The organism is Streptomyces sp. MCA2 (assembly GCF_023544705.1).
GTDB classification, from domain to species: domain Bacteria; phylum Actinomycetota; class Actinomycetes; order Streptomycetales; family Streptomycetaceae; genus Streptomyces; species Streptomyces decoyicus.
On the sequence record NZ_JAMJFM010000001.1, the window covers coordinates 291431 to 317698 of the forward strand.

General features: G+C 71.2%; 18 protein-coding genes. 11 read left to right on the top strand and 7 right to left on the bottom strand.

The annotated features are described in order from the left end of the window. The first annotated feature begins 18 nt into the window (after nucleotides 1-18). Together M8I34_RS01355 and M8I34_RS01360 are read left to right on the top strand one after the other, a co-directional pair. Nucleotides 19-972, top strand: coding sequence for a pirin family protein (locus tag M8I34_RS01355; protein WP_250047396.1), 954 nt, complete (start codon nucleotides 19-21; stop codon nucleotides 970-972). Nucleotides 973-1071: 99 nt separating this feature from the next. Further along, nucleotides 1072-2208, top strand: coding sequence for an AI-2E family transporter (locus M8I34_RS01360; RefSeq protein ID WP_250047398.1), 1137 nt, complete (start codon nucleotides 1072-1074; stop codon nucleotides 2206-2208). On the opposite strand, the gene M8I34_RS01365 is transcribed toward M8I34_RS01360, so the two are convergent. Continuing rightward, nucleotides 2148-4301 (bottom strand): SpoIIE family protein phosphatase, encoded by a 2154-nt coding sequence (locus tag M8I34_RS01365; protein ID WP_250047399.1) that lies wholly within the window; start codon nucleotides 4299-4301, stop codon nucleotides 2148-2150. The two genes, M8I34_RS01360 and M8I34_RS01365, sit on opposite strands and share 61 nt — an antisense overlap. A gap of 276 nt (nucleotides 4302-4577) precedes the next feature. On the opposite strand from M8I34_RS01365, the gene aspS reads away from it, so the two are divergent. After that, on the top strand, nucleotides 4578-6341 hold the full coding sequence (gene aspS / locus M8I34_RS01370; protein ID WP_244413653.1) for an aspartate--tRNA ligase: 1764 nt from the start codon (nucleotides 4578-4580) through the stop codon (nucleotides 6339-6341). A gap of 187 nt (nucleotides 6342-6528) precedes the next feature. Continuing rightward, nucleotides 6529-8316 carry a hypothetical protein gene (locus M8I34_RS01375; protein WP_250047401.1) on the top strand — a complete coding sequence of 596 codons (1788 nt, stop codon included), beginning with the start codon at nucleotides 6529-6531 and terminating at the stop codon, nucleotides 8314-8316. Between the two features lie 226 nt (nucleotides 8317-8542). Here M8I34_RS01375 and metG read toward each other — a convergent pair whose 3' ends face one another. From metG to M8I34_RS01390, 3 genes are all read right to left on the bottom strand, one after another. Further along, nucleotides 8543-10258: a methionine--tRNA ligase gene (gene metG / locus M8I34_RS01380; protein ID WP_250047402.1), complete on the bottom strand. Its 1716-nt coding sequence runs from the start codon at nucleotides 10256-10258 to the stop codon at nucleotides 8543-8545. Nucleotides 10259-10474: 216 nt separating this feature from the next. Beyond that, nucleotides 10475-11950 carry an MFS transporter gene (locus M8I34_RS01385; protein WP_250047403.1) on the bottom strand — a complete coding sequence of 492 codons (1476 nt, stop codon included), beginning with the start codon at nucleotides 11948-11950 and terminating at the stop codon, nucleotides 10475-10477. Nucleotides 11951-12330: 380 nt separating this feature from the next. After that, complete coding sequence (locus M8I34_RS01390; RefSeq protein WP_250047408.1) at nucleotides 12331-14067, bottom strand: VWA domain-containing protein; 1737 nt, start codon at nucleotides 14065-14067, stop codon at nucleotides 12331-12333. A gap of 620 nt (nucleotides 14068-14687) precedes the next feature. Between M8I34_RS01390 and M8I34_RS01395 the strand changes: the two genes are divergently transcribed. The 3 genes from M8I34_RS01395 (at nucleotide 14688) to M8I34_RS01405 (ending at nucleotide 19141) form a co-directional block, all read left to right on the top strand. Next, nucleotides 14688-16760, top strand: a complete 2073-nt coding sequence (locus tag M8I34_RS01395; protein ID WP_250047410.1) for a PhoX family phosphatase — start codon at nucleotides 14688-14690, stop codon at nucleotides 16758-16760. A gap of 260 nt (nucleotides 16761-17020) precedes the next feature. After that, nucleotides 17021-18325 carry an esterase family protein gene (locus M8I34_RS01400; protein ID WP_250047413.1) on the top strand — a complete coding sequence of 435 codons (1305 nt, stop codon included), beginning with the start codon at nucleotides 17021-17023 and terminating at the stop codon, nucleotides 18323-18325. Between the two features lie 246 nt (nucleotides 18326-18571). After that, on the top strand, nucleotides 18572-19141 hold the full coding sequence (locus M8I34_RS01405; RefSeq protein WP_250047416.1) for a VanZ family protein: 570 nt from the start codon (nucleotides 18572-18574) through the stop codon (nucleotides 19139-19141). Nucleotides 19142-19312: 171 nt separating this feature from the next. Here the strand turns inward: M8I34_RS01405 and M8I34_RS01410 are convergent, their stop codons facing one another. Next, entirely contained in the window at nucleotides 19313-20191 is an 879-nt protein-coding gene (locus M8I34_RS01410) for a polysaccharide deacetylase family protein (RefSeq protein ID WP_250047418.1), read from the bottom strand. A gap of 323 nt (nucleotides 20192-20514) precedes the next feature. Here M8I34_RS01410 and M8I34_RS01415 point away from each other — a divergent pair, with 323 nt between their 5' ends. The 3 genes from M8I34_RS01415 to M8I34_RS01425 are packed head-to-tail and all read left to right on the top strand — an operon-like array spanning nucleotide 20515 to nucleotide 22885. Beyond that, nucleotides 20515-21264 (top strand): ABC transporter permease, encoded by a 750-nt coding sequence (locus M8I34_RS01415; protein WP_250047420.1) that lies wholly within the window; start codon nucleotides 20515-20517, stop codon nucleotides 21262-21264. After that, nucleotides 21261-21935, top strand: a complete 675-nt coding sequence (locus M8I34_RS01420) for an ABC transporter permease (protein ID WP_250047422.1) — start codon at nucleotides 21261-21263, stop codon at nucleotides 21933-21935. The genes M8I34_RS01415 and M8I34_RS01420 overlap by 4 nt, the downstream gene beginning before the upstream one ends. Beyond that, a complete protein-coding gene (locus M8I34_RS01425; protein ID WP_250047425.1) occupies nucleotides 21899-22885 on the top strand; it encodes an ABC transporter substrate-binding protein in 987 nt (328 codons plus the stop codon). Before M8I34_RS01420 ends, M8I34_RS01425 begins: the two co-directional genes overlap by 37 nt. Nucleotides 22886-22980: 95 nt before the next feature. Here the strand turns inward: M8I34_RS01425 and M8I34_RS01430 are convergent, their stop codons facing one another. Next, nucleotides 22981-24138 carry a betaine/proline/choline family ABC transporter ATP-binding protein gene (locus tag M8I34_RS01430; RefSeq protein WP_250047427.1) on the bottom strand — a complete coding sequence of 386 codons (1158 nt, stop codon included), beginning with the start codon at nucleotides 24136-24138 and terminating at the stop codon, nucleotides 22981-22983. Between the two features lie 88 nt (nucleotides 24139-24226). Next, nucleotides 24227-24955, bottom strand: coding sequence for a response regulator transcription factor (locus tag M8I34_RS01435; protein WP_250047429.1), 729 nt, complete (start codon nucleotides 24953-24955; stop codon nucleotides 24227-24229). Between the two features lie 326 nt (nucleotides 24956-25281). On the opposite strand from M8I34_RS01435, the gene M8I34_RS01440 reads away from it, so the two are divergent. Then, a complete protein-coding gene (locus M8I34_RS01440; RefSeq protein ID WP_244413667.1) occupies nucleotides 25282-26223 on the top strand; it encodes an NADP-dependent oxidoreductase in 942 nt (313 codons plus the stop codon). Nucleotides 26224-26268 lie beyond the last annotated feature (45 nt).

A 26268-nucleotide genomic window follows, 5' to 3' on the forward strand; every position in this document is an offset into this window, starting at 1 on the left:
ACGACCGAGGAGGCCGTCATGCCCGCAGTGACCGTAGAGAACCCGTTGACCCTGCCGCGTGTGGCGGCGCCCGTCGCGGCACACACCCGTCCCGTGCTGGCCGTTGCCACCGCTCCCAGCGGCTTCGAGGGCGAGGGCTTCCCGGTGCGCCGGGCGTTCGCCGGCATCGACTACAAGCACCTCGACCCGTTCATCATGATGGACCAGATGGGCGAGGTGGAGTACGCGCCCGGAGAGCCCAAGGGCACGCCCTGGCACCCGCACCGCGGCTTCGAGACGGTGACGTATCTGATCGACGGCACCTTCGTGCACCGTGACTCGCACGGCGGCGGCGGCGTCATCAACGACGGCGACACCCAGTGGATGACGGCCGGCTCGGGGCTGCTGCACATCGAGGCGCCGCCGGAGTCGCTCGTCATGTCCGGCGGTCTCTTCCACGGCCTCCAGCTGTGGGTCAACCTGCCGAAGAGCGACAAGATGATGGCCCCTCGCTACCAGGACATCGGTGGCGGCCAGGTCAAGCTGCTGACCTCCGGCGACGGCGGCGCGCTGCTGCGGCTGATCGCCGGTGACATCGACGGCCACAGCGGTCCGGGCATCACGCATACGCCGATCACGATGATGCATGTGACGGTGAACCCGGGCGCCGAGCTCACCCTGCCCTGGCGCAAGGACTTCAACGCCCTCGCCTACGCCCTGGCCGGAAGCGGCTCGGCCGGTGCGGAGGGCCGCCCGTTCCGGATGGGGCAGGCGGTCGTGTTCGGCACCGGAGACTCGATCACGATCCGGGCGGACGAGTCCCAGGAGTCGCGCAGCCCGAACTTCGAGGTGGTGCTGCTGGGCGGGCAGCCGATCCGCGAGCCGATGATGCATTACGGCCCGTTCGTGATGAACACCCATGCCGAACTGGCCCAGGCCTTCGAGGATTTCCAGGCCGGCCGGCTCGGGAAGATCCCCGCGGGCGAGCACTGACGCCGTGTCGGCGGCAAGGGCGGTGTTTCACGTGAAACACCGCCCTTGACCCGTTTCGGGGTCCGCGCCCCGGGCCTTCGGCCGTGGTGGACTGTCCGGGTGCAAAACGACTCGGATGGAAAAGGGCGCGGCGCCGAGCCTGAACGGCCACTGCCCGCACAGCCGTTGCTGCCGGTCCAGGCCCGCCGTGCCGGGGCCTGGTGTCTGCTGGGGCTGCTGATCGCGGCCGTGGTGGCCCTCGTGGTGTGGCTGTGTGTCGAACTGAGCGCGGCGGTCACGCCCGTACTGCTGGCGCTGCTCGGCAGCGGGCTGCTCGGACCGCTCTACCGGCGGCTGGTGGCGATGAAGCTCAATCATTCGCTGGCGGCCGGGCTGACCTGTGCCGTCCTTTTGCTGGTGGTCGGCGGCGCCGGATACATCGTCATCAGTGCGCTGGTCGATACCGGTGACCAGATCGTCTCCTCGCTCCGACAAGCCGCCAAGGACCTCTCCCAGCACTTCGGCGCGGCCGGTGCCTCGCTCGACGATCTCGCCTCCAAGTCCAAGGGGCTGGTCACCAAGTTCGGCGGCACCGCGGCCTCGGGGCTGCTGACCGGTGTCAGTGCGGTCGGCCAGTTCCTCGCCGCCGCGGTCCTGGCCCTGCTGCTGACCTTCTTCTTCCTGCGCGACTCCCACAAGGCCGTGCGCACGTTGAACCGCTGGGCGCCGGGCAGCTCAGCGCCGCAGCTGGAGCGGATGGCCCGCCGTGGCTTCCAGTCCATCGAGGGCTTTATGCGGGGCACCACCTTCATCGCCCTGATCGACGCCATCTGCATCACCGTCGGACTGCTGATCCTTCGGGTGCCGGGCGCCGTCGGGCTGGGTGCGCTGGTCTTCGTCGGCGCCTATATCCCCTACCTCGGCGCCTTCATCTCCGGCGCCGTGGCGGTCCTCGTGGCGCTGGCCGACCGCGGCTTCGTGATCGCGCTCTGGGCGCTCGGCGTCGTCCTGGCCGTGCAGGTGCTGGAGGGGCATGTACTCCAGCCGATGATCCAGAGCCGTACGGTCCATATGCATCCGGCGACGGTGCTGCTGGCGATCACCGCGGGCGCCAGCGTCGCCGGAATCCTCGGCATGCTGCTGTCCGTACCGCTGACCGCCGCCGTCACCGGCGTGCTCCAGGAGCTGCGGGCGTACTACGCCGAGGGCCCGGACTCCGGTGACACCGGACCCGCCGCGTCCCCCGCGTCCTCGTAGAGCTCGAACCACGTCGACTTGCCGTCCCCGCGCGGATCCACGCCCCACGCCCCGGCCAGCAGTTCCAGCAGCAGCAGACCGCGCCCCGACGACGCCAGTTCGCCGGGGCAGCGGCGGTGCGGCAACTCGTCGCTGCTGTCGGCGACATCGACGCGGATGCGCCGGGCGCCTCGCTCGCCGGTGATCTCGGCGACCAGCAGCGCGTCCCCGTCGGTGTGCAGCAGGACGTTGGTGACCATCTCGGAGACCATCAGCACCGCGGAGTCCACCTGGTCCGGGTCGGCCCAGTCGTGCAGCACCTCACGGACCTGACGGCGCGCCTCGGCTATCCGCTCCGGCTCGGCCTGCGCGACGGAGAGCACGGTGCGCCGTACGGGCTGCGGGGCCAGCAGACCGCCGGTGCCGATCCCGCAGCTGTCGCCCTCGCGGCGGAGCAGCAGTACGGCGATGTCGTCCTCGCGGCGGTCCACCAGCGGCCCGGTGGTGTGGTGCGAGGACGGCCCGTGCACGGCCTGGACCAGGGCGTCGGCGAGCCGTTCCAGGCCCTCGTCGTCCTCGCCGGGCTCATGCGCCTCGAGGATGTCGCGCAGGCGCGCCCAGCCGGTCTCCAGATCGTGGCCGCCGGTCTCGATCAGTCCGTCGGTGCACACCATCATGGTCTCGCCGGGCTCCAGGACGAACCGGGTGGTGGGGTAGTCGGTGTCCGGGACGATGCCCAGCGGCAGCCCGCCCGCGGTGGGCCGGACCAGCATCGTGCCGTCGCTCATCCGGATCGCCGGGTCGGGGTGGCCGGCCCGCGCGATGTCCAGCAGTCCCGTCGCCGGATCCACCTCGATGTAGAGGCAGGTCGCAAAGCGCTGGTCCTCGCCGTGGCCGCGGAACTCGGTCTCGTTGATCCCGGCCAGGAACCGGGAGGCGCGGGAGAGCACCGCGTCGGGGTGGTGGCCCTCGGAGGCATAGGCCCGCAGCGCGATCCGCAGCTGTCCCATCAGGCCCGCGGCCCGGACGTCGTGCCCCTGGACATCCCCGATGACCAGCGCGATCCGCCCGGACGGCAGCGGGATCATGTCGTACCAGTCGCCGCCGACCTCCAGCCCGCCGCCGGTCGGGACATAGCGGGCCGCGACCGTCATCCCCGGGATGTCCGGCTGCACGGTCGGCATCATGCTGCGCTGGAGCCCCAGCGCCAGCTCCTGCTGCTCCTCCTGCACACCGGCCCTGGCCAGCGCCTGGGCCAGCATCCGGGCGACGGTGGTCAGCACCGAGCGCTCGTCGGGGGTGAACGCCACCGGCTGGGTGAACGCCGCCATCCAGGCGCCGATCGTCCGGCCCGCGTTCACCAGCGGCAGGAACGCCCAGGACGTACGGCGGAAGCGGGCGGCCAGCGGCCAGGTGGCGGGGTAGCGGCGGCTGTAGTCCTCGGGCGTGGGCAGATAGATGGCCCGGCCGGTGCGGATGACCTCGGCGGCCGGGTACTCGGTCTCCCGCGTCATGGCGACGAACGGCCGCTCGTCGTCGGCATGGTGGCCGTGATGGCCGATCACCGACAGCCGGTCACCCTCGATGCCGAAGACCGCCAGCCCGTCCGGCATGAAGCCGGGCATCGACAGTCCGGCGGCGACCCGCAGTACCTCGGCGGTGGACCGCGCCTCGGCCAGTCCCCGGCCCGCGTCCAGCAGGAACGCCTCGCGCGAACGGCGCCAGTCGCCCGTTATCGGGGTGTGCGCCGCGGAGGTCCCGGGCTGTGGCTCGGGCACCTCCTGAAGGGTGCCGACCAGCTCGAAACCGCCGTCGACGGTCCGGGGGCGGGAGCGGGTGCGGACGATGCGCTGCACCCGCCCGCGCTCGTCCACGATGCGCAGCCGGGCCTCGGCGAGCGTCTTCTCGGCGACCGCGAGCTGCACGATCCCGTTGATCTCGGCGAAGTCGACGGGATGAAAGCGGGAGCGCACCGCGGCCTCGGTCAGCTCCACCGGGGCGGCGGGCAGCCCGAGCAGCCGGGCCGCTTCGGCGTCGAGGGTCACCCGTCCCGATGCGTTGTCCCAGCGCCACAGGCCGGTCGCGATGGCGGCCAGGAGATCCTCGGTGCGCATTGCATCACTTTATGTGCCTTTGGAGGGGCCCGACCAGCGAGCCGGACGTGACCATCGTCCCAGTCGGGAAGCCTCACCCGGCCCCGGGCGACGCTGATGCGTATATGTCAACGAAGACGTGCGGGCCGGGACGGTAACCTGGAGCGGTTATGTCAATCCTGGGGTGGCCTTTCGGGTGATCCACGGGGAGAGCGACCGGGCATCCGAGCCCGTACTCCTTTTCCTCTCCCTCTCCCGACAACTCCTCACCTCGACTCGCGACGACTTGGATGAGCGATGCATCGGTACCGGTCCCATAACTGCGGCGAGCTCCGAGCCGCGGACGTCGACACGGACGTCCGCCTCAGCGGCTGGCTGCACAATCGACGTGACCTGGGCGGCATCCTCTTCATCGATCTGCGCGACCACTACGGTCTCGTTCAGCTCGTCGCCCGCCCCGGCACCCCCGCCAACGAGGCCCTCGGCTCCCTGACCAAGGAGACCGTCGTCCGTATCGACGGCAAGGTCAGCGCGCGTGGCGCCGACAACGTCAACCCCGATCTGCCGACGGGTGAGATCGAGATCGAGGTCTCCGAGGTCGAGGTGCTCGGCGCCGCCGACCAGATCCCCTTCACGATCAACGCGGACGACGGCGTCAACGAAGAGAAGCGTCTCGAGTACCGCTTCCTCGACCTGCGCCGCGAGCGGATGCACCGCAACATCATGCTGCGCACCGCCGTCATCTCCGCCATCCGGCACAAGATGGTGACCCTCGGCTTCAACGAGATGGCGACCCCGATCCTGTCCGCGACCTCCCCCGAGGGCGCCCGCGACTTCCTGGTCCCCTCACGTCTGCACGCCGGCAAGTTCTACGCGCTGCCGCAGGCCCCGCAGCAGTTCAAGCAGCTGCTGATGATCGCCGGCTTCGACCGCTACTTCCAGATCGCGCCCTGCTTCCGCGACGAGGACGCCCGCGCGGACCGCTCGCCGGGCGAGTTCTACCAGCTCGACATCGAGATGAGCTTCGTCGAGCAGGAAGACGTCTTCGGGCCCGTCGAGAAGCTGATGACCGAGCTGTTCACCGAGTTCGGCAACGGCCGCACGGTCACCTCCCCCTTCCCGCGCATCCCGTTCCGCGAGGCGATGCTCAAGTACGGCTCCGACAAGCCGGACCTGCGCGCCGAGCTGGAGCTGGTCGATGTCTCCGACGTCTTCGCGGGCTCCGGCTTCAAGGCCTTCGCCGACAAGCACGTCCGTGCCCTCGCCGTGCCGGACACCGCCGACCAGTCGCGCAAGTTCTTCGACCAGCTGGGTGACTTCGCCGTCCAGCAGGGCGCCAAGGGCCTGGCCTGGGTCCGCGTGGGCGAAGAAAACGCGCTCAGCGGCCCGATCGCCAAGTTCCTCACCGAGGACGACGTCAAGGCGCTGGTCGCCGCCCTGGACCTCAAGCCGGGCCACGCCGTCTTCTTCGGTGCGGGCGAGTTCGACGAGGTCTCCAAGATCATGGGCGCGGTCCGTGTCGAGGCCGCCAAGCGCGTCGGCCGCTTCGTCGAGGACGAGTTCCGCTTCTGCTGGATCGTCGACTTCCCGATGTTCGAGAAGGACGAGGACACCGGCAAGATCGAGTTCTCGCACAACCCCTTCTCCATGCCGCAGGGCGGCCTGAAGGCGCTGGAGACCAAGGACCCGCTGGACATCCTGGCCTGGCAGTACGACATCGTCTGCAACGGCACCGAGCTGTCCTCCGGCGCCATCCGTAACCACGAGCCCGAGGTCATGTACAAGGCCTTCGCGATCGCCGGTTACGACAAGGAGACCGTCGAGGCGGAGTTCGGCGGCATGCTCCGCGCCTTCAAGTTCGGCGCCCCGCCGCACGGCGGCATCGCCCCCGGCGTCGACCGCATCGTCATGCTGCTGGCCGACGAGCCCAACATCCGCGAGACCATCGCCTTCCCGCTCAACGGCAACGCCCAGGACCTGCTGATGGGCGCCCCGAGCGAGGTCGAAGAGGCGCGCCTCAAGGAGCTGCACCTCACTCTGCGCAAGCCGCAGGCGAAGTAGGCACCCAGGGGCGATACCGCCCCACAACGGGCCGGGGCGGCGTTTCACGTGAAACGCCGCCCCGGCCCGTTTGGTGTTGGCCGGACGGCCGCGGGGTGCGCGCCGGAACGGGCCCCGGCACGGCCCGCATGCCCCGACCGCCGCACTCCTGTGGCCGGGCCCCGGCACGGCCCGCACTGTGGTGCCCATGCAGCAAGCCAGTCTCCTCTCCGCCAGGTCCGCCCTGGGGCCGCCGGCCCATGCGACGCGGCCCCTCCCGGCCGGCGATCTGTGGTGGCTCACCGCCGTGGCCGCCGTCTTCACCGCCTGCCTGCTCGCCTCCGCCCTCGTCACCCCCGGCCTGGGATGGGACGAGACGGTGTACGTCAGCCAGGTCGACCCTCATGCGCCGGCCTCGTTCTTCAGCGCCCCGCGCGCCCGCGGCGTCACCCTCCTCCTCGCCCCGGTGGCCGCCCTGACGACCTCGGCCACCGTGCTGCACTGCTACCTGGCGGTGCTCTCCGGCGTCGCGCTCCTGCTCATCCTGTGCATCTGGCGGCGCCTGCTGCCCGCCCCCGTACCGGCCCTGGGCGGTGCGCTGTTCGCCGGTCTGTGGATCACGCTCTTCTACGGTCCGCAGGCGATGCCCAACCTGTGGGTGGCCTACGCCGCGCTCGCCGCCACCGGCTGCTTCCTGCGGGCCGTACGGAAGCCGTCCCGCCAACTGGCCCCGCGCGCCGACCGGGGCGCGGCCGCCGGGCTCGCCGCCGCGGTGGCCGTGGCCGCCCTGATGCGCCCCACCGACGCCGTCTGGCTGGCCGTGCCGCTCTTCGCCGCGGCGTTGTGTGTACCGGCCTGGCGGCGCCCCGCCGTGCTGCTGGCGCTGCCGGCCGGCCTGGCCCTGGGGTGCGCCGAGTGGGCCGTGGAGGCGTCTTTGTCCTACGGCGGCCTTCTGGCGCGGCTGCGGCGGGCCGGCCAGATCCAGGGCGGCCTCGGCTGGCATCTGTCCTTCGACGACCACGCACGGGCACTCCAGGGCAAGACGCTGTGCCGCCCCTGCCATCTGACCTGGGAACATCCGGTGACGGCGGTGTGGTGGCTGGTGCTGCCGCTGGCGGTCGCCGGAGCGGTGCGGGCGGTGCTGCGCGTGCGCGAGCCCCACGGTGCGCTGCACGGGTACGGGCCTGCGGCGCGCAGCGGCGCCTGGCACCCCCTCGGGCTGGCGCCCGTCCGGCCGGGCAGCCTCGTACCGGACCCGGCGGGCGACCCCGGGCCCGCCGACGGGCGGTACGGCTCCGGTCCCGCCTGGTCCGTGGTGCGCCTCCGCGACCCGCGTGGCCCGCTGCACCGGTACGGACCGTCCCCCGTCATCCTCCCGGCGCTGGTCGGTCTCTGCCTCGCCGCCCCTTACCTCCTGACGGTGGACTACGCCGCTCCGCGGTTCCTGCTGCCCGCCTACGCGCTGCTGATGATGCCCGCCGCCTGGTTCCTGTACTGGCTGACCCGTCTGCCGCGCCACGGGCAGGCCTGGGCGGTGGCCCTTCTCGTCCTCGTGCTGACGGGCCACGAGGCCATCCAACTGGCGATCGCGCACAACATGGTGCGGAGCACCGCACGCTCCCAGGCCGGGATCGACCGGATCACCACGTCGCTGCGCGCGGCCGGCGTCCGCCCGCCCTGTGTGGTGAGCGGTGAGGAAGCGGTACGGGTGGCCTATCGGACGGGCTGTGCGTCCCGTCAGCCCGCCGGTCACGACGCCACCATCACCCCCGCGGGCCTGGCCCGGCTGGGCGCGGGCCGCCCGGTCGCCGTCGTCGTGGCAGGCGGCCACAAGCCGCCGGCCTACGCCCGTGGCTGGCGGCGGGTGGCCCTGCCGGCGGTGCCGGACTTCACCTCGCTGAGCGCCTATGTGTCCCGGCCCGACCGGCCGACCAAACCCGCCCGGCGCACCAAACCCGCCCGGCCCACCAAATCCGCCCGGCCCGCCCGGCACTGAGCCAGGACCCGCCCGGCGGCCGTCCGCCGCCGCCCGGACATGCGCGCGCCCGTCCTGCCGCAAGGGCTGGACGGGCGCGCGGGCGGTCCTCAGCTTGTCCGCGCCGCGGTCACGCGCGCGCTCGGACGGGCCTGCCGCTTCGGCTCGGACGGGCCTACCGCTTCGGCTCGGACGGGCCTACCGCTCCGGCGCTCCGGCCGGCAGCGGGGCCCGGGTGGGGCCGGGTCTACTGCTCCGCGCCGCCGAAGCGCTCGCGGTAGGACTCCAGGTCCTCCTCGGTGATCTTCGCGAAGAGCACCGGCGGCACCGTGAAGGGCGTCCCGGCCGGCACCGAGGCCAGCGCCTTCGCCTCCTCCGGGGAGACCCACACCGCGGTGTCGTTCTCCAGGGCGAACGCCCCCCGCATCGCCTTGGCCGAGGCCGGGATGAACGGCTCGGAGAGGACCGCGTACAGATGGATCAGGTTCATCGCCGTACGCAGGGTCAGCGCCGCCGCGTCCTTGTCGGTCTTGATCTCCAGCCACGGGGCCTTCTCCTCCAGGTAGGAGTTGCCCGCGCTCCACAGGGCACGCAGCGAGGCCGACGCCTTGCGGAACTGGAGGGCCTCCATGTGGCCCTCGTACTCCGCCAGCAGTCCGGCGATCTCCTCGCCCAGCTTCTGCTCCGCGGCACCGGCCTCGGCGCCCGCGGGCACCTCGTCACCGAACCGCTTCCGGGAGAACGACAGCACCCGGTTGACGAAGTTGCCGAGGGTGTCCGCCAGGTCCTTGTTGACCGACGCCGAGAACAGCTCCCAGGTGAAGGACGTGTCGTCCGACTCCGGGGCGTTGGCGATCAGGAAGTAACGCCAGTAGTCGGCCGGCAGCAGCTCCAGCGCCGCGTCCGTGAAGATGCCGCGCTGCTGGGAGGTGGAGAACTTCCCGCCGTAGTAGTTCAGCCAGTTGAAGGCCTTGAGGAAGTCGACCTTCTTCCACGGCTCGCGGGTGCCCAGCTGCGTCGCCGGGAACATCACGGAGTGGAACGGCACATTGTCCTTGGCCATGAACTCCGTGTACCGGACGTCATCGGCCTCGTACCACCACGACTTCCAGTCGCGGTTCTCCGGGTCGACGTCCGCCCACTCCTTCGTCGAGCCGATGTACTCGATCGGCGCGTCGAACCATACGTAGAAGACCTTGCCCTCGGCCGACAGCTCCGGCCACACATCGGCCGGCACCGGAACGCCCCAGTCCAGGTCACGGGTGATCGCCCGGTCCTGGAGGCCTTCGGTCAGCCACTTGTGCGCGATGGACGAGGCCAGCGTCGGCCACTCCTTGCTGCCGTTGCCGTCCAGCCAGCCCTCGACCTCGTGCTGGAGCTTCGACTGGAGCAGGAAGAGGTGCTTGGTCTCGCGCACCTCCAGCTCACCGCTCCCGCTGATCGCCGAGCGGGCGTCGATCAGGTCGGTCGGGTCGAGCACCCGGGTGCAGTTCTCGCACTGGTCGCCGCGCGCCTTGTCGTAGCCGCAGTGCGGACACGTACCGACGATGTAGCGGTCCGGCAGGAAGCGGTCGTCGGCGACCGAGAAGACCTGGCGGATCGCCCGCTCCTCGATGAAGCCGTTCTCGTGCAGCTTGCGCGCGAAGTGCTGCGTCAGCTCCACGTTCTCCCGCGACGAGCTCCGCCCGAAGTGGTCGAAGCCGAGGCTGAAGCCCTCGTAGATCGCCTTCTGCTTGTCGTGCTGCTCGGCGCAGAACGCGTCGACCGACTGCCCCGCGTCCTTCGCCGCCAGCTCGGCCGGGGTGCCGTGCTCGTCCGTCGCGCAGATGTAGAGGACATCGTGCCCGCGCTGCCGCATATACCGCGCATACACATCGGCCGGGAGCATGGACCCCACCATGTTGCCCAGGTGCTTGATCCCGTTGATATACGGAAGGGCGCTGGTGATGAGGTGTCGAGCCATTGCCGGCTGCTCCCAAGTCGCTACGGTGAGTGAGGATTTGCTTTACGGAACGTCAATATCGTACTGGACGGGGTGGGGGTGGCTGCGCGTGCTTTCCGGGGGCCACCGCCCCGTACCGCACCCTACGGACCGGGCCGCCGGGGCCCGACTCCCGGGCCTCGCCCGTACGTGCCCGGCCCGTGCCCCGCGCCCCGGAGGCGTGCTCCCGCCCCGCCCTCACACCGCCGCGTCCGCCGACGCCGCACTGTCCGCCGCCGGCGCCTGGCCGCGCTTCGGGGCCCGGCCGTTGACCAGCAGTCCGGCGACGAGAGCGGCCAGCAGCATGATCGCCGACCCCACCCCGATGGCGACGGTGAACCCGTCCACCACCCCGCTCTTCACGATCGCCTCCCGCGCCGCCGGGGTGAGCCCCGAGCCCCCGCTCTTCCGGGCCGCGTCCGCCAGGTGATCCGCGATGTACGCGGCGCTCGTCGAGGTCGCGATCGTGTTCAGCAGCGCCGTACCGATCGAACCGCCCACCTGCTGTGCCGTGTTGACGGTCGCCGAGGTGACGCCGGAGTCGTGCGGTGCCACCCCGGAGGTGGCCGTCGCCATCACCGGCATGAAGGTCAGGCCCATGCCGAGACCGACGAGCAGCATGGCCGGAAGCACATGCGAGACGTAGGCGGGCTCGGCCGTCAGGAACGTCAGCGTGAAGAGCCCCGTGGAGGCGAGCAGGGCGCCCGGGACCATCAGGAACCGCGGTGGGATGCGATGCAGCAGCCGCGCCGATATCTGTGTCGCGCCGACGACGATCGCCACCACCATCGGCAGGAAGGCCACGCCGGTCCTGACCGGTGAATACCCCAGCACGGTCTGTAGGTAGTAGGTCATGAACAGGAACATCCCGAACAGCGCGATGACCGCCAGCGCCATGGTCAGGAAGGCGCCGCCGCGATTGCGGTCCCGCACGATGTGCAACGGCAGCAGGGGATGCCGCGCCCGGGTCTGCCACCACGCAAAGACGCCCAGCAGCACCACACCCCCCACCAGCAACCCGAGGACCAGCCCGTCCCCCCAGCCCCGCGGCTGCGCCTCACTGCACCCGAAGACGATCGCGACCAGACCGCCGCACCCCAGGACCACGCCCGGAGCGTCCAGGTGGACGCGCCCTGGCTCGGGCTTGTCATGCAGAAAGACGGCAGCGCCGATGAGGGCGAGCACGGCGATCGGGATGTTCACATACAGGCACCAGCGCCAGTCCAGGTATTCGGTCAGCAGCCCGCCGGCGATCAGCCCGATCGCCGCGCCCCCGCCCGCGATGGCCCCGTAGACCCCGAAGGCCTTGCTCCGTTCCTTTCCGATGGTGAACGTCGTGGTCAGCAAGGACAGTGCGGACGGCGCCAGCAGCGCCGCAAAGGTGCCCTGTAGCGCCCGCGCCCCGAACAGCAGCCCGGACCCGGTGGCCGCACCGCCCAGCCCGGACGCGATGGCGAAGCCGACCAGCCCGATCATGAAGGTCTTCTTGCGTCCCACCAGGTCGGCGATCCGCCCGCCGAGCAGCAGCAGCCCGCCGAACGCGAGCGTGTACGCGGTGATCACCCACTGCCGGTTCGCGTCCGACATCCCCAGGTCCCGCTGGGCCGACGGCAACGCGATATTCACGATGGTCGCGTCCAGCACCACCATCAACTGCGCAATCGCAATCACCACGAGCCCCCACCAGCGCCGCGGATCCGGCTCCGCCCGCGCGGCCCAACGGGGAGTACGGGAACGGGGAGGGGTAGCGGGGCCTCCCTCTTGGCTCGCGTCACTCATCACGACCCGCCTCGCTCGGCTGGTACGGCCACCCCGGCCCCCCAGCCGCCCACACCGGGAGCAACCGGATCAAACGGAGCGCTTCACCCATTCAGCCTAGGGAGCGGGGCGGGGGCTCGCCTCTTGTGGTGAGGAGGGCGGGGGCCTGTCGCGCGAAGGGGTCTGCGGCTCGCTCCGCGCGTGGCCTGTCGTGTGCGCACACGACACCGGCCGCGGTCGGGCCGCGGGGGCCCGGCCGCGGCCGGTGAGGTGTCGTAACGGGGGTGGAGGAGCGGTCAGTTGTCCTTGATGATGCCCGCGGTGCGGGCCTCGGCGAGCCACTCGGGGAACTCGACCATCAGCTGCTGGTAGAGCTCGTCGTGGGAGAGGCCACGTGGGTCGCGGCCGGCGTGGAAGAATCCGGCGTTGTCGACGACGCGCTTCTCCGGGACGGCCAGGTCGTCGAGCTTGCGGAGGAAGTCGAAGCCCTTGGCGTCCGGGTCGCCGAAGCCGATGAACTGCCAGAAGAGGGGGAGCCCGGCTGCCTCGCAGAGCGCCTTCTCGGCGGCCGGCTTGGAGGTCGGGGCACCGTCGGTCTGGAAGATGACGAAGGCCGGGGCGGTGGAGCCGGACTTCTTGTAGTGCTCGATGACGGCGTTGACGGCCCAGTGGTAGTTCGTACGGCCCATGTGGCCGAGACCGGCGTGCAGTTCCGCGATGCGGCCCTCGTAGTTGGTGAGGTCGATCTCGGCGGTGCCGTCGATGTCGGTGGAGAAGAAGACGACGGGGACGGTGGCGTCGTCGTCGAAGTGCGCGGCGAGGCCGAGGGCCTGCTCGGCGAGGTTCTGGACCGTGCCGTCCTTGTAGTAGTTGCGCATCGAGCCGGAGCGGTCGAGGACCAGGTAGACGGCGGCGCGCTGGGTGGCGAGGCCGTGCTTGTCCAGGGTGGCGGCGGCGGACTTGTAGAGGCTGAGGAGCGCGGGGGCCGTGGTGGGGAGGGAGGCCGCGGCCTTGGCGTCGTCCGCTGCCTTGGGCTGGTCTTCTGCCTTGGGCTTCGGCTCGGTCACGGGCTCGGTCACCGGCTCTGCGGTGGGTTCAGCCTTCGCCTCGGCTTCGGCCACGGGCTCGGGGGCGGCCTCCGGCTCGGGGGCGGCCTCCGGCTCGGGGGTGGCCGCCGGCTCTGCAACGGCCTTGGCGTCAGCCTTGGCCTCGGCCACTGCCTTGTCCTCGGGCTCTGCGACGGCCTCCGCCGCGGGCTCGGCCACCGGCTCCGTCACCGGTTCCACCACCGGCTCGGCGACGACCTCAGCCGTCACGTCCGCCTCAGCCGTCACCTTCGCCTCGGCCACCGGCTCCGCCTCGGGCTCCGGCTTCGGCTCCGTGGACTCGGCGGCCGGTTCGGCGGCAGCCGCCGACGCCTGGCCCGGGTTGTCGAAGGCCTGGCTCACGAGGTCGGAGACGGTGTCGGAGGTGGCCGGGGCGGCGACCGTGGAGGCCTCTTCCGCGGGCTCGACCGCCGCGGGCTCGTCCTTGTCGTTGCCGCTGTCCTCGGTCGCCTTGTCCTTGGCGGTGTCCGCGGTGGGCTTCTCGGCAGCTTCGGCAGCTTCGGCCGCTTCGGCCGCTTCGGTCGCCTCGACGGCCGACGGCTCAGCGGCGACCGACTCGGCGGCGACCGGCTCGGCGGCGGACGGCTCGGCGGCGGACGGCTCGGCCGTCGCGGGAGCCTCGGCCGCGGCTTCGTCCGCCCGCGCCGTGGAGGTCTCCGCCGCACGGTCGCCCCGGTCCGCCGGGCCGCCCTGTGCCGGCAGCGTCGCGGTCGTCGGTGCCGGGTCGGTGTCGGGGGTCTCCTTAGGGGCCGTTCGCGCGGCCGGGACCTCGGCTTCCGGGGTGGTGGCGGCCGGGACGGACTCTTCGCGAGCCTCCGGGATGGTCGCGGACTCCGGCTTGTCGGCGCCGCTCGGGGCCGCGCCGGTTTCTTCACGGGTCGCCTTGGAGCGACCGAAAGCGTTGCGCAGCAGACTCCGAATGCCCATCGGCGAACCTCTCTTGCGTGTGGTGGGTGCGGCGTATGTCCGTGAAGCACAGACATGTCCCTGACCAGGACGGATACGTAAGGGTAGCGGCCGACACCGGCCTCATCGTGGGACCCCGCGCCTTGTGTGGTGGGCCATCCGGGGGTGTTGCCGGGGCGGAGGGTTTTGGTTGGCCTGGCCCGGGTGCGTTCGCCCTGCGTACGGCGTTGTGCGGCCGTCCGTACCGCCTCCGCGGCGTCTCAGAACCTCCTCGGCCGTCCGCAAAACCTCCACGGCAGTCCGTACGGCCTACCCCGACGGGACGTGCCCACGGACCGTCCCGTACGCAACGACCGGCCCTGACGGTACGCATCGTGTGCCCCGGACAATACGCACCGACTCCCCGGCTCTCCTCAGGCCCCCTCCCCGGGCCCTCTCCCCGGGCCGTCCTGACCCTCCCCAAGAGCCTGTTGACCGCCCGTACGGTGCCGCGCGGGCCTGTCGTATCCCGGGATTCGCCGGGAGTTCATGTTTGCGTCGTCATACGGCGGGGCGGCCCCCTTAGCGTCACCGCGAATCGCACCTCGCGAATCGCGAACCGGACGCCGTCGTGCGTTCCGCAGCCTTACTGAGGGGGAAGTGTGCGCAAGTTCCTGCCGCTGATCGGCTCGCATCCTGGCGGGCGTTCGGCCATGACGTGCCGGTACCGCTGTGGTGACGCCTGTTTCCATGAGACGCCGAATGTGAGCGGCAACGACTATGTCGGCGATGTCATCGCGGGCGCGCTGTCGCGGCGTTCGATGGTGCGGGCCGCCGCGGTCGTGACGGTCGCGGCGGCGGCCGGCGGCGTGGTGGACGGGGCGGTGGCGCCACCGGCGGTCGCGGCGCAGGGGCGCGGCCGGGAATCCCGCGGCGGGAAGGGCCACCGGGCGGCGCGCGGGCTGCGTTTCGCGACCGTGCCGCCTAATACGGCCGACGCGGTGGTCGTCTCCGAGGGCCATGCCCAGAACGTCGTCATCCGGTGGGGTGACCCGATTCTGCGGGGGGCGCCGGCCTTCGATCCGGACCGGCAGTCGGCGAAGGCGCAGGCGGGGCAGTTCGGTTACAACAACGACTACATGGCCGTGCTGGACGTGCCGGACGAGCGGCACCGGCAGCTGATGGTGATCAACCATGAGTACACGGACGAACAGCTGATGTTCGCCGGATACGACGCGGAGGCGCCGACGCGCGAGCAGGCCGAGATCGGCTGGGCGGCGCACGGGCTGTCCGTACTGGTCGTACAGGAGGAGCAGCGCAGCGGCCGGCTGACGGCGGTGACCCGGCACCGGCTCAACCGGCGGATCACCGGCACCACGCCGTTCGAGGTCAGCGGTCCGGCCGCGGGCAGCGACCTGCTGAAGACGTCCGCCGACCCCGAGGGAACCCGGATCCTCGGGACGCTCAACAACTGCGGTGGCGGCATCACGCCGTGGGGGACGGTGCTCTCCGGCGAGGAGAACTTCAACCAGTACTTCGCCAACGGGGGCAGCGTCACCGAGCCGACGGCGGCCGCCCGGCTCAAGCGGTACGGGATCACCGGCGGGGCGAGCCAGCGCAAGTGGGAGCGGTTCGACCAGCGCTTCGATGTGGCGCGTGAGCCGAATGAGGTGCACCGGTTCGGATGGGTCGTGGAGATCGATCCGTACGACCCGGACGCGACGCCGCGGAAGCTGACGGCGCTGGGACGGTTCAAGCACGAGGCCGCCGAACCGCGGCTGACGGCCGATGGCCGGCCCGTCCTGTACATGGGCGATGACGAGAAGTTCGATTACTTCTACAAGTTCGTCTCCCACAAGCGGATGAAGCGGGGGAATACGCGGGCCGCGCGGGAGCACAACCGGACGTTGCTCGACGAGGGCACGCTGTATGCCGCCAAGTTCAGCGGTGACAGCGCGGGGGAGATCGACGGCTCCGGGAAGCTGCCGGAGGACGGCGCGTTCGACGGGTCGGGGGAGTGGATTCCGCTGGCGAGCGGAGACACCTCGTATGTACCGGGGATGACGGCGGAAGAGGTGTACGTCTTCACCCGGATCGCCGCCGACAAGGTGGGCGCCACGAAGATGGACCGGCCGGAGGATGTCGAGCCCAGCCCGCGCACGGGGCGGGTGTACATCGCGCTGACCAACAACAGCGACCGGGGGAAGACCGGCAAGGCTCCGGCCGACGAGGTCAATCCGCGGAACGGGAACAAGCACGGGCAGATCCTGGAGCTGAGCGAGCGGGGCGACGATCCGGCGGCGGACCGTTTCCGCTGGCGGCTCTTCCTCGTCTGCGGTGATCCGGAGGACCCGGCCACCTATTTCGGCGGATTCCCCAAGGACCAGGTCAGCCCGATTTCCTGCCCGGACAACCTCACCTTTGATGTGCACGGAAATCTGTGGATATCGACGGACGGGAATGCGCTGGGCAGCCATGACGGGCTGTTCGGGGTGGCGACCGCCGGGGAACGGCGGGGCGAGGTCAAGCAGTTCCTGACGGTGCCCACCGGGGCCGAGACCTGTGGGCCGGTCGTGCAGGAGCGGCGGGTGATGGTCGCGGTGCAGCACCCGGGTGAGGTGGACGGGGCGAGTGTGGAGAAGCCCGCGTCGCAATGGCCGGACGGGGAAGGCGAGTTGGTCCGGCCTTCCGTGGTGAGCGTGTGGCGCGAGGACGGACGGGACATCGGGATCTGAGGGACACCGGGGGCTCGTGGGGCGGGGACCGGCTCCCCGTCCCGCGGGCTCTCCGGCCCGTCCACGGTCGTGAGCCCCTTCCCCACATCACGCCGGGGAAACGATGTGGCAAGAGCTGGGTAAGAACTGAGTCGCTCAGGTATCCGTTGCGCAGGTGTGCCCGTCTTCTCCGGTGACCATTGTCCAGAGCCGTCCGTTGTGCCTTAGGCGGCCGTTAAGAAGGCAAGAACCCTTACGAGGGTGACGGGAGATGTGGGCGCATGGGGCTGACCAGTCAGTCGCTCGAGTACACGGTGATCGTGCTGGCGGTGGCCTGTGTCGCCGCCACGGTGTGGCTCTGGCCGCGGCTGTCGCGGCGCGGCGTGCGCCCCGTCCTGGGCAGACTGGGCGCCATCATGGTCACCCAGGTGTCGATCGTGTGCGCGCTCGCCCTCGCCGTGAACACGAACTTCGAGTTCTACGGCAACTGGGACGAGCTGCTGGGCAACAACGACAAGGCCCCGGTGTCCGTGAGTCAGGGCGGCGGGCAGTACGCCTCGGTCGGCAACATCAAGGGCGGACTGGTCCAGCCGGCCGGTCCGCAGGGCCTCGATCGGGTGACCGGGCTGCCCAAGGGACCCGTCGACAAGGTGGGCAAGGTCGAGTCCGTACGGATCGTCGGCCGCCGCTCGCGGGCCATCAACCCGGGCTTCGTCTATCTGCCGCCGCAGTACTTCCAGCAGCAGTTCCGCCGGCAGCGGTTCCCCGTCATGGTCGTGATCAGCGGCTACCCCGGCGGGATCATGAACCTTGCGCAGCACCTCCAGGTGCCGCAGAACGCGGGCAAGCTGATCGCGCAGGGCAGGATGCAGCCGACCGTGATCGTGATGGTCCGGCCGACGATCGCGCCGCCGCGGGACACCGAGTGCGTGGATGTGCCGGGCGGGCCGCAGGCCGAGACGTTCTTCACCAAGGATCTGCCGGACGCCATGAAGTCCGCCTACCGGGTGGGCCACGACCCCAGCGCCTGGGGTGCGTTCGGGTACTCGTCCGGTGGTACGTGCTCGTTGCAGCTGGCGATGCGCAACCCGAAGGCCTACACCTCGGCGGTCTCGCTCTCCGGGGACTACGCGATCAAGGACGATCTGACCACCGGCAGCCTCTTCGGTCCGGGCCCGGAGGGCGCCCAGCGCGAGCGCGAGCACGATCTGCTGTGGCGGCTGAAGAACCTTCCCGTGCCGCAGATCTCCGCGCTGGTCGCCAGCAGCCGTAAGGGCGAGGCGGATTACGGCGAGACCATGAAGTTCCTCCACGCCGCGAAGTCGCCGATGACGGTCGACTCGATCATCCTGCCGCAGGGCAGTCACCAGTTCGCGACCTGGCGGCGCGAGGTCGTGCCGGCCCTGGAGTGGCAGAGCCAGCAGCTGACGTTCCCGCAGGACACCCAGGCCGTCGCCCCGCCGCGCAAGCAGGGACCCGGGGCGGGCAAGGGCGGCGCCCCGGGGCGGACCGGGCCGTCCAAGGCGCCGTCGGCGTCCGACGACAAGGGACGCCGGCGGGTGGAGGCGGAGCGCCCCCAGGGGTGAGCCGCGAGTGAGTCGAGCAGGGGCGCCGGAGCAGTGATCCGGCGCCCCTGCTGTGTGCGGTGCGGCTGGGGCCGGGGCCGCCGGCCGAGGTGGGCACTGCGCACCGTAGGGCTGTGGGCCCGTCCGGCTGCCCGATGCGGTGGGCGGGGTGGCTGCCCCGCGCCTGCCACATGATTCGTCGAACCCCGGGTAACCGAACCTCCCATCGGGCGCACTTGCGCATCTCGCACACCGGGGAGTGACCTCATGGCGCGTACGCAACAGGGCGACGAGGCGGCGTGGTCCCCCGTGGCCGCGCGGGCCCCGCTGGCCGTCCGGATCCTTCTGCTGGTGCTGGCCTTCGCCGCGATGGTGGCGTTCGCGGTGGCGCTGGCGCGGGTCACGCTGACCCCGTCGGCGGCCTCGGTGCCGCTGACCCATCCCAACCTCCGCCCCGGCGACTCGATCCGCAGCTACCTGGGGCAGCCGCACCTGGCCGACACGGTCAAGCAGCTCGGCGGCAACGTCGTGCTGGGGGCGCCGTTCGGGGTGCTGCTGCCGGTGCTGCTGCCCAAGGCGCGGGGGCTGCTCCGGGTCGGGGTGGCGACCGCACTGGTGATGCTGCTGGTGGAGCTGGTGCAGGGGGCGTTGATCACCGGCCGGGCGTTCGACATCGACGATGTGATCCTCAACTGCGCCGGCGCGCTGATCGGCTATCTGCTGCTGGGGTGCCGGCTGGGCCGCGCCGTGCATCCGCGGCGCCGGCACTGGTGGCACCGGCTCAGCGGGAAGGCGCCGGTCGGGCAGGCCGGGGCCTCCAAGGTCCGGGCGGGGTGACGGGGCGCGGATTCCGACGGGCGGAACCGGGCCTCCGTCGTCCGGTTCCGCCCGCCCTGTAGCACCCGCTCCCTCACGTGCCTGTGGCTCCCCGCCCGTAGCCCCGTCTCCCTCCCCTGCCCCTGACTCCCGTCCGGTAGCGCCCGCCCCCCCGTTCGGGCGCCGTGGGCGCTACGGGCGGTAGACCATCCCCGGCTCGGCCTTCGCCGGGGACAGCAGCTGGGAGACCGTGACGACCGTGTAGCCGCGCTTCTTCAGCTCCTTGAGGATGCCGGGGACGGCCGGCACGGTCCCCTTGTAGATGTCGTGCAGCAGGATGATGCCGTCGCGCTCGGTCTGTTCGAGCACCCGCTTGGTGATCAGGGCCGAGTCGTTGGTCTGGTAGTCCTTGGCGGTCACGCTCCACAGGACCTGTGCCAGGCCGAGGTCCTTGCTGATCTTGGAGACCTCTTCATCGGTCCTGCCCTGCGGCGGGCGCATCAGCCGGGGGGTCTTGCCGGTGATCTTGCGGACGGCGTCCTGGACGCGGGACAGCTCGCGCTCGGCCTCTGCGGGCTCGATGTCGGTCAGGATCTGGTGCGACCAGGTGTGGTTGGCCAGTTCATGGCCCTCGGCGTCGATCCGCTTCACCTCGGCGGGGCGCTTGTCGACGTGGTTCTCGCCGAGCATGAAGAAGGTCGCGTGCACCTTCTCCTTCTTGAGGATGTCCAGCAGGCGGGGGGTGTTCTCGCTGGGGCCCGCGTCGAAGGTGAGCGCGACGCACTTGGCCTTGCGGCAGTCGACGTCACCGGCCCCGCCGGGGCCCGTGGCCTGCCCGCCGCCCTGAGAGCCCTTCGCGTCCTCGTTCTTGCCGTCCTCGTTCTTCGCGCCCTTGGCCGCGGCGAGTTGGGCGTCCTTCGCCTGGACGGCGGCCGCCGGTGCGTCGGCGCGGGCGTCGGCAGGGGCGGTGACGTCGTAGGTGGCGCAGCCGCTGAGGGCCAGGGCCAGGGACGTGGCCGCCAGCAGCCCGGCTATGGACGTGCGGCGGGCCGCGGGAGTCTGCTTCGGCATGTGGGGTCTCCTCGGACGCGGGCCATGGATGGTGAGCCCATGACCTGCGGTTTTGCGCATGGCGAAGCCGGCGCGCACGAGGCATCGCCGTGTCGCGCCCACCCTCGGTCACAGCGGTCGAATGGACTCGAGGGAACTATACATAGGGAGTACACACTGCATGTATACGTGAGATGTGTACGCGGCGTGTGTACGTGGCGGTGTACGTGGGGAGGAGGGGGAAAGGGGCGGGCCGGGTGGCTCTCGGCGCAGGCCGTCCGCGGTCACCCCCGATCGGACGCGCCCGCCGCGACACCCCGCCCCCGCCGGGGTGGACTCGTACCGTGACCGCACCGCCGCCGGACGACTGTCTGGCCCGCAACGACTGGATCTGCGGCGATTACCTGAGCACCCGTCGGCAGATCCTGCTCGACGCGACCGGCCAGCACATCCAGCTGACGGTGATCTCGGTGGCGCTCGGGCTGGTGATCGCGGTCCCGTTGGCGCTGCTGGCCCGCCGCAGGCGCTGGACGGTCGGACCGGTGCTCGGCATCACCACGGTCATCTACACCATCCCGTCGCTGGCGATGTTCTCGCTGCTGCTGCCGGTCTACGGGCTGTCGGCCACCCTCGTCGTGGTGGGCCTCGCCCTGTACTCCCTCACCCTGCTCGTACGGAACATCCTGGCGGGGCTGGACGGTGTCCCCGCCGAGGCCAAGGAAGCCGCCCGGGGCATGGGGTACGGGCCGATGCGCCAACTGCTGACCGTCGAGCTGCCGCTGGCCGTACCCGCCGCGATGGCCGGGCTGCGGATCGCCACCGTCTCGGCGGTCGCGCTCACCACCGTCGGTGCGATCGTCGGTTACGGCGGGCTGGGCAACCTCATCTACGCCGGCATGAATTCGTTCTTCAAGGCGCAGGTGCTCACCGCGTCCGTGCTGTGCGTGATCATCGCGATCGTCTTCGATCTGCTGCTGCTCGGCGCGGAACGGCTGCTCACTCCCTGGCGCCGGGCCGGCCGGCGGACACGGGGGCGAAACCGGGCCACGGCGGGAGTGAAGCGGCTGGTCACAGCCCCAGGGCGGCGGACATGAACACCCTGTCGGCGGTGTGGACCTGGCTGACCACCGCCGCCAACTGGTCCGGTGAGAACGGTGTCTGGCACCGCCTCGAACAGCACCTCGTGCTGACCTTCTCCTGCCTGGTGATCAGCGCCCTGATCGCGTTGCCGGTCGCGCTGACCCTCGGCCACCTCGGCCGCGGTGGCGCGCTGGCCGTCAACCTCGCCAACATCGGGCGTGCGGTGCCGACCTTCGCCGTGCTGGTCCTGCTTCTGCTCACCCCCATCGGACGGTACGGCCAGTGGCCGACGATCATCGCGTTGGTGCTGTTCGCCATCCCGCCGCTGCTGACCAACGCGTATGTCGGGATGCGCGAGGTGGACCAGAACGTGGTGCGGGCCGCGCGGGGCATGGGGATGACCGGGACGCAGCTGGTGTGGCGGGTCGAGGTGCCGCTCGCCTTTCCGCTGGTCCTGACCGGCATCCGGATCGCCGCGGTCCAGCTGGTGGCCACCGCCACGCTCGCCGCGCTGGTGGGCGGCGGTGGCCTCGGCCGGATCATCACCGCGGGGTTCAACCTGGCCAGCACCCCCCAGGTGGTCGCCGGTGCGGTGCTGGTCGCGGTGTTCGCGCTGCTGATGGAGGCCGTCTTCGAGCTGGCGCAGCGGTGCGCACCGGACTGGGCGCGGGGACGGATCCGGTGAGGGCGGCGGTGACGGCGGCCCTCACGGTCCTCCTGGCCGTCGCGCTCCCGGCCTGTACCACCGGGCCCTCCCTGGAGACCCGCTCCGCGATCACCGCCTCCCCCGGCGACAGCCACGATCTGGCCATCGGCTCGGCGGGCTTCACGGAGAGCGAGCTGCTCGCCCAGATGTATGCGGCGCTGCTCGACCACGCCGGATACCGGACCCGTGTCCTGACGGTCGGCAACCGCGAGCTCTACGAACCCGCCCTGGAGGCCGGGCAGATCGATGTCGTCCCCGAGTACGCAGCGACCTTCGCGGACTGGCTCAACGCCAAGAAGAAGGGGTCCAAGGCGCCCCCGGTCGCCTCGCCGGACCTCGACGCCACCATGGCCGCGCTGCGCAAGCTCGCCGGTCCCCGCGGCCTGACCGTCCTCCCGGCGGGCCGGGCCGTCGACCAGAACGCCTTCGCGGTGAGCGCCGCCTACGCCCGCACACACCACCTCAAGACCCTCAGCGACCTGGGCCGCGCCAAGCTGCCGGTGCGTCTCGCGGCGGGCGATGAGTGTGTGCAGCGGCCGTTCTGCGCGCCGGGGCTCAAGAAGCGGTACGGGATCAACATCACCGCCATCGACCCGAAGGGCGTCGGCACCACGCCCGCCAAGCAGGCGGTGCAGAACGGGCAGGACCAGATGGTGCTGACCACCAGCACCGATGCCACCCTCGACCAGTTCGGCCTGGTGCTGCTCACCGACGACAAGAAGCTCCAGAACGCTGACTACGTCGTCCCCGTCGTCAATCGCGCCCGCGTGGGCAGCGCACGGGCGGCCGCCGCGCTCAACCGCCTCAACAAGGTCCTGACCACGGCCGACCTGGCGCACCTCAATGAGCAGGTGGACAGCTGGCGGCGGCTCCCGGCGGAGGTGACCCTCAACTACCTCCGGTCCAAAGGGCTGTTGCCGAAGGGCTGACCTCCGCCGGTGCGGGCGGGGTGTTTCACGTGAAACGCCGCGCAGCCAGGCAGGGCGGGCGTTTCACGTGAAACACCCCGCCCCTCCCCGCGAGCTCACTGCGTAGGAACCGAATCCACCTCGGCCCGCTCCCGCGGTACCCCGCGCTCGTCCGAGTCGATGGTGCGGCGCAGGGCCTCATGGAGCGTGGTCGGGGTGAGGACGCCCAGGAACCGGTGACCGTCCAGGACCGCGATCCAGCCGGCGTCGTGTTTGAGCATCTCGCTGAAGGCCGCCTTGAGGGTGCCGGTCACCGGCACCCAGGCCTCCATGCGGCGGGCGTGATCGGCGACCGTGCCCTCCACTCCGGTCAGTTCCTCCGTGCCCACCCAGCCGTGCAGTTCGCCCTCCTCGTCGAGCACCACCGCCCAGCGGGCGCCCTCGGCCCGCAGCCGGGTCGCGGCGCCCGCGGCGGGTTCACCGAGCCGGACGAACGGCGGGCGTTCGAGGTCGTCGCGGTCGATACCGGTGACCGAGAGCTGCTTCAACGCACGGTCGGTGCCGACGAATTCGGCGACGTACGGGGTGGCGGGGGCGCCGAGAACGCTCGCGGGGGTGTCGTACTGCTCGATCCGGCCCTCCCCGTAAACCGCGATCCGGTCGCCGAGCCGGATGGCCTCCTCGATGTCATGAGTGACCAGCAGCACCGTCTTGTGCATGGTGGCCTGAAGCCGCAGGAACTCCTTCTGTAGCCGGTCGCGGACGACCGGGTCGACGGCACCGAACGGCTCGTCCATCAACAGCACCGGCGGGTCGGCGGCCAGGGCACGGGCCACCCCGACCCGCTGACGCTGACCACCGGATAGCTGCTCGGGGTAGCGCGAGCCGTAGACGGCCGGATCCAGGCCGACCAGGTCCAGGAGTTCGGCGGCCCGCTCGCGTGCCCTGGCCTTCTTCCAGCCGGTCAGAACGGGCACGGTCGCGGTGTTGTCGAGGACGGTGCGATGCGGGAAGAGACCGGTCTGCTGGATGACATAGCCGATGCTGCGGCGCAGTTCGACGGGATCGACGCCCGCGACATCCGAGCCGTCGACGTAGATCCGCCCGTGGGTGGGGTCGATCAGCCGGTTGACCATCATCATGGTCGTCGTCTTGCCGCAGCCGGACGGTCCGACCAGGGTCACCAACTCACCCGCACCGACCTCGAAGGAGAGGTCGTCGACGGCGGTGGTCCCGTCGGGGTAACGCTTGGTGACGGAGTCGAACCGGATCATTGCGCCATTGAATCCCGCGGCCCGGGACCGGACCCGTCATGCGGGCAATCGGGTGGGCGGTCGGGCGGGCGGGATGAGTTACGGGCCGTCAGACCGCTCCCGGCCGCACGCCTGCCTCCGACGCGCCGCCCACCCCCGCCTCGCCGCCCGTCCCCGCCCCGTCGCCCAGTCGGTACCCGGCGTCCGGCACGGTCTCGATCACCGGGGGATCGCCGAGCTTGGCGCGCAGCTTGCCGAGCGCGACGCGTACGGCGTTGGTGCGGTAGGTGGTGTGCTCCTCCCAGACCTCCTCGATCAGCTCGTCGCCGCTGACCACCGCGCCCTGGGCGCGCAGCAGCACCTCCAGCACACCGAATTCCGTGCGGGACAGCGCCAGCGGCCGGCCGTCGCGTACCGCCAGCCGGCGTGCGGTGTCGACGGTGACGCCGGCCCGCTCGATGACCTGCGGAAGGGCGGGACGGGCGCGCCGGCCCAGCGCCAGCACCCGGGCGAGCAGCTCCTCGTGGACGAACGGCTTGGCCAGATGGTCGTCGGCGCCCGGCCCCGGGTCCTCGACGCGTGCGCGGGCGGTGCGGGGGGCGGTGAGCATCAACACCCGGGTGGGCAGCCCCTGTTCCGCCATCTGCCGGCAGATCTCGTCGCCGGGCAGGCCGGGCAGATCGCGGTCCAGGACGAGCACGTCGTACGCCCCGAGCCGCAGTGCGGTCGGCGCCGCGCGGCCGTCGTGGACGATGTCCACCGCGATCGCCGCACGCCGCAGTCCCGCGGCGATCATGTCCGCGAGCAACTCCTCGGCCTCCACCACCAGTACGCGCATGGCGTCATATCTACCCGAGGCGGACCTTTCGGTGCCGCAATCCCCCTTCATCGCTCCCCGCGGACGAGGGAATTCACCACGCTGGAGCCGGCCGGCGTCCGGAGCGGGGCGAAACGGGGCACGGGACGCCGACGGCGCGGACCGCCGGGCCGGGCCGGGTGCCCGTACGGCCGCACCGTGCCGAACGGAGGGCCGGACAGCCCCGGGGTGAGGGGCCGTACGAGTTGCTTCCGCCGCACCGCCTCTCCTCCTGCCGCGTCCGGCCCCACCGGCGTGCTTACGATCCACTTCGGCCACCGGTCGGAAGGGTGGAAGGGAACGCCACGATGAGAGCCGTAGCAGTCAGCGCATTCGGTGAAAAGCCGCAGCTCATGGATCTGCCACAGCCCGAACCAGGGCCCGGTGAGGTTCTGGTGCGGCTGTCCGCCGCCGGACTCAACCCCGTCGACTGGAAGATCGCCGATGGCATGTTCGGGGATGCCATGCCGGTCGGCTTCCCCCTCGTCCTCGGGTCGGACGGGGCGGGCGAGGTACTCGCGATCGGGGACGGTGTACGGCGGTTCACCGTCGGCGACGCGGTGTTCGGCCAGTTCCAGCGGCCGGAGCAGGGCGGCGGCTCGTACTGCGAACTCGCCGTCACCGACGAGAGCCGCCTCGCGCACGCCGCCCGCAGCGTCACCTACGCCACCTCCGCGGCGCTGCCGACGGCCGGCATGACCGCATACAACCTGGTCGAGGAGACCCGGGTCACCGAGGGCACGCGGGTACTGATCGTCGGCGCGACCGGCGGCGTCGGCACCTTCGCCACCCAGCTGGCGGCCGGCCGCGGCGCCGAGGTGATCGCCACCGCGCGCCCGGCCAAGGCGGAGCTGATGCGCACGCTGGGCGCCGCGGAGACCGTCGACCACACCGCGGGTCCGCTCGCCGACCAGGTGCTCGCGGCCCATCCGGACGGTGTCGATGTGCTGATCGACATGATCGGCGGCCCCGCTGAGTTCGCCGGGCTGACCCGGACCGTACGCGACGGGGGGACGGCCGTCTCGCTCATCGGCTCGGCCGACGCCGACGAGCTGACCGAGCACAACCTGCGCGGCTTCAACTTCGTCAACCGTCCCTCCCCACAGCTGCTGGAGATCCTCGCCGGCCATGTCGACGCGGGCCGTCTGACGGTCCTCGTAGGACGCGAGGTCGGCCTGGAAGAGGCGCCGGAGGCCCTGGAGGCCAGCCGCACCGGCCGGGCACAGGGCAAGACGGTCCTGGCGGTCTGAGCGGGTCCGAGCGGCCGTCGGGGCCCGAACCGGGGCCTGGAGCCA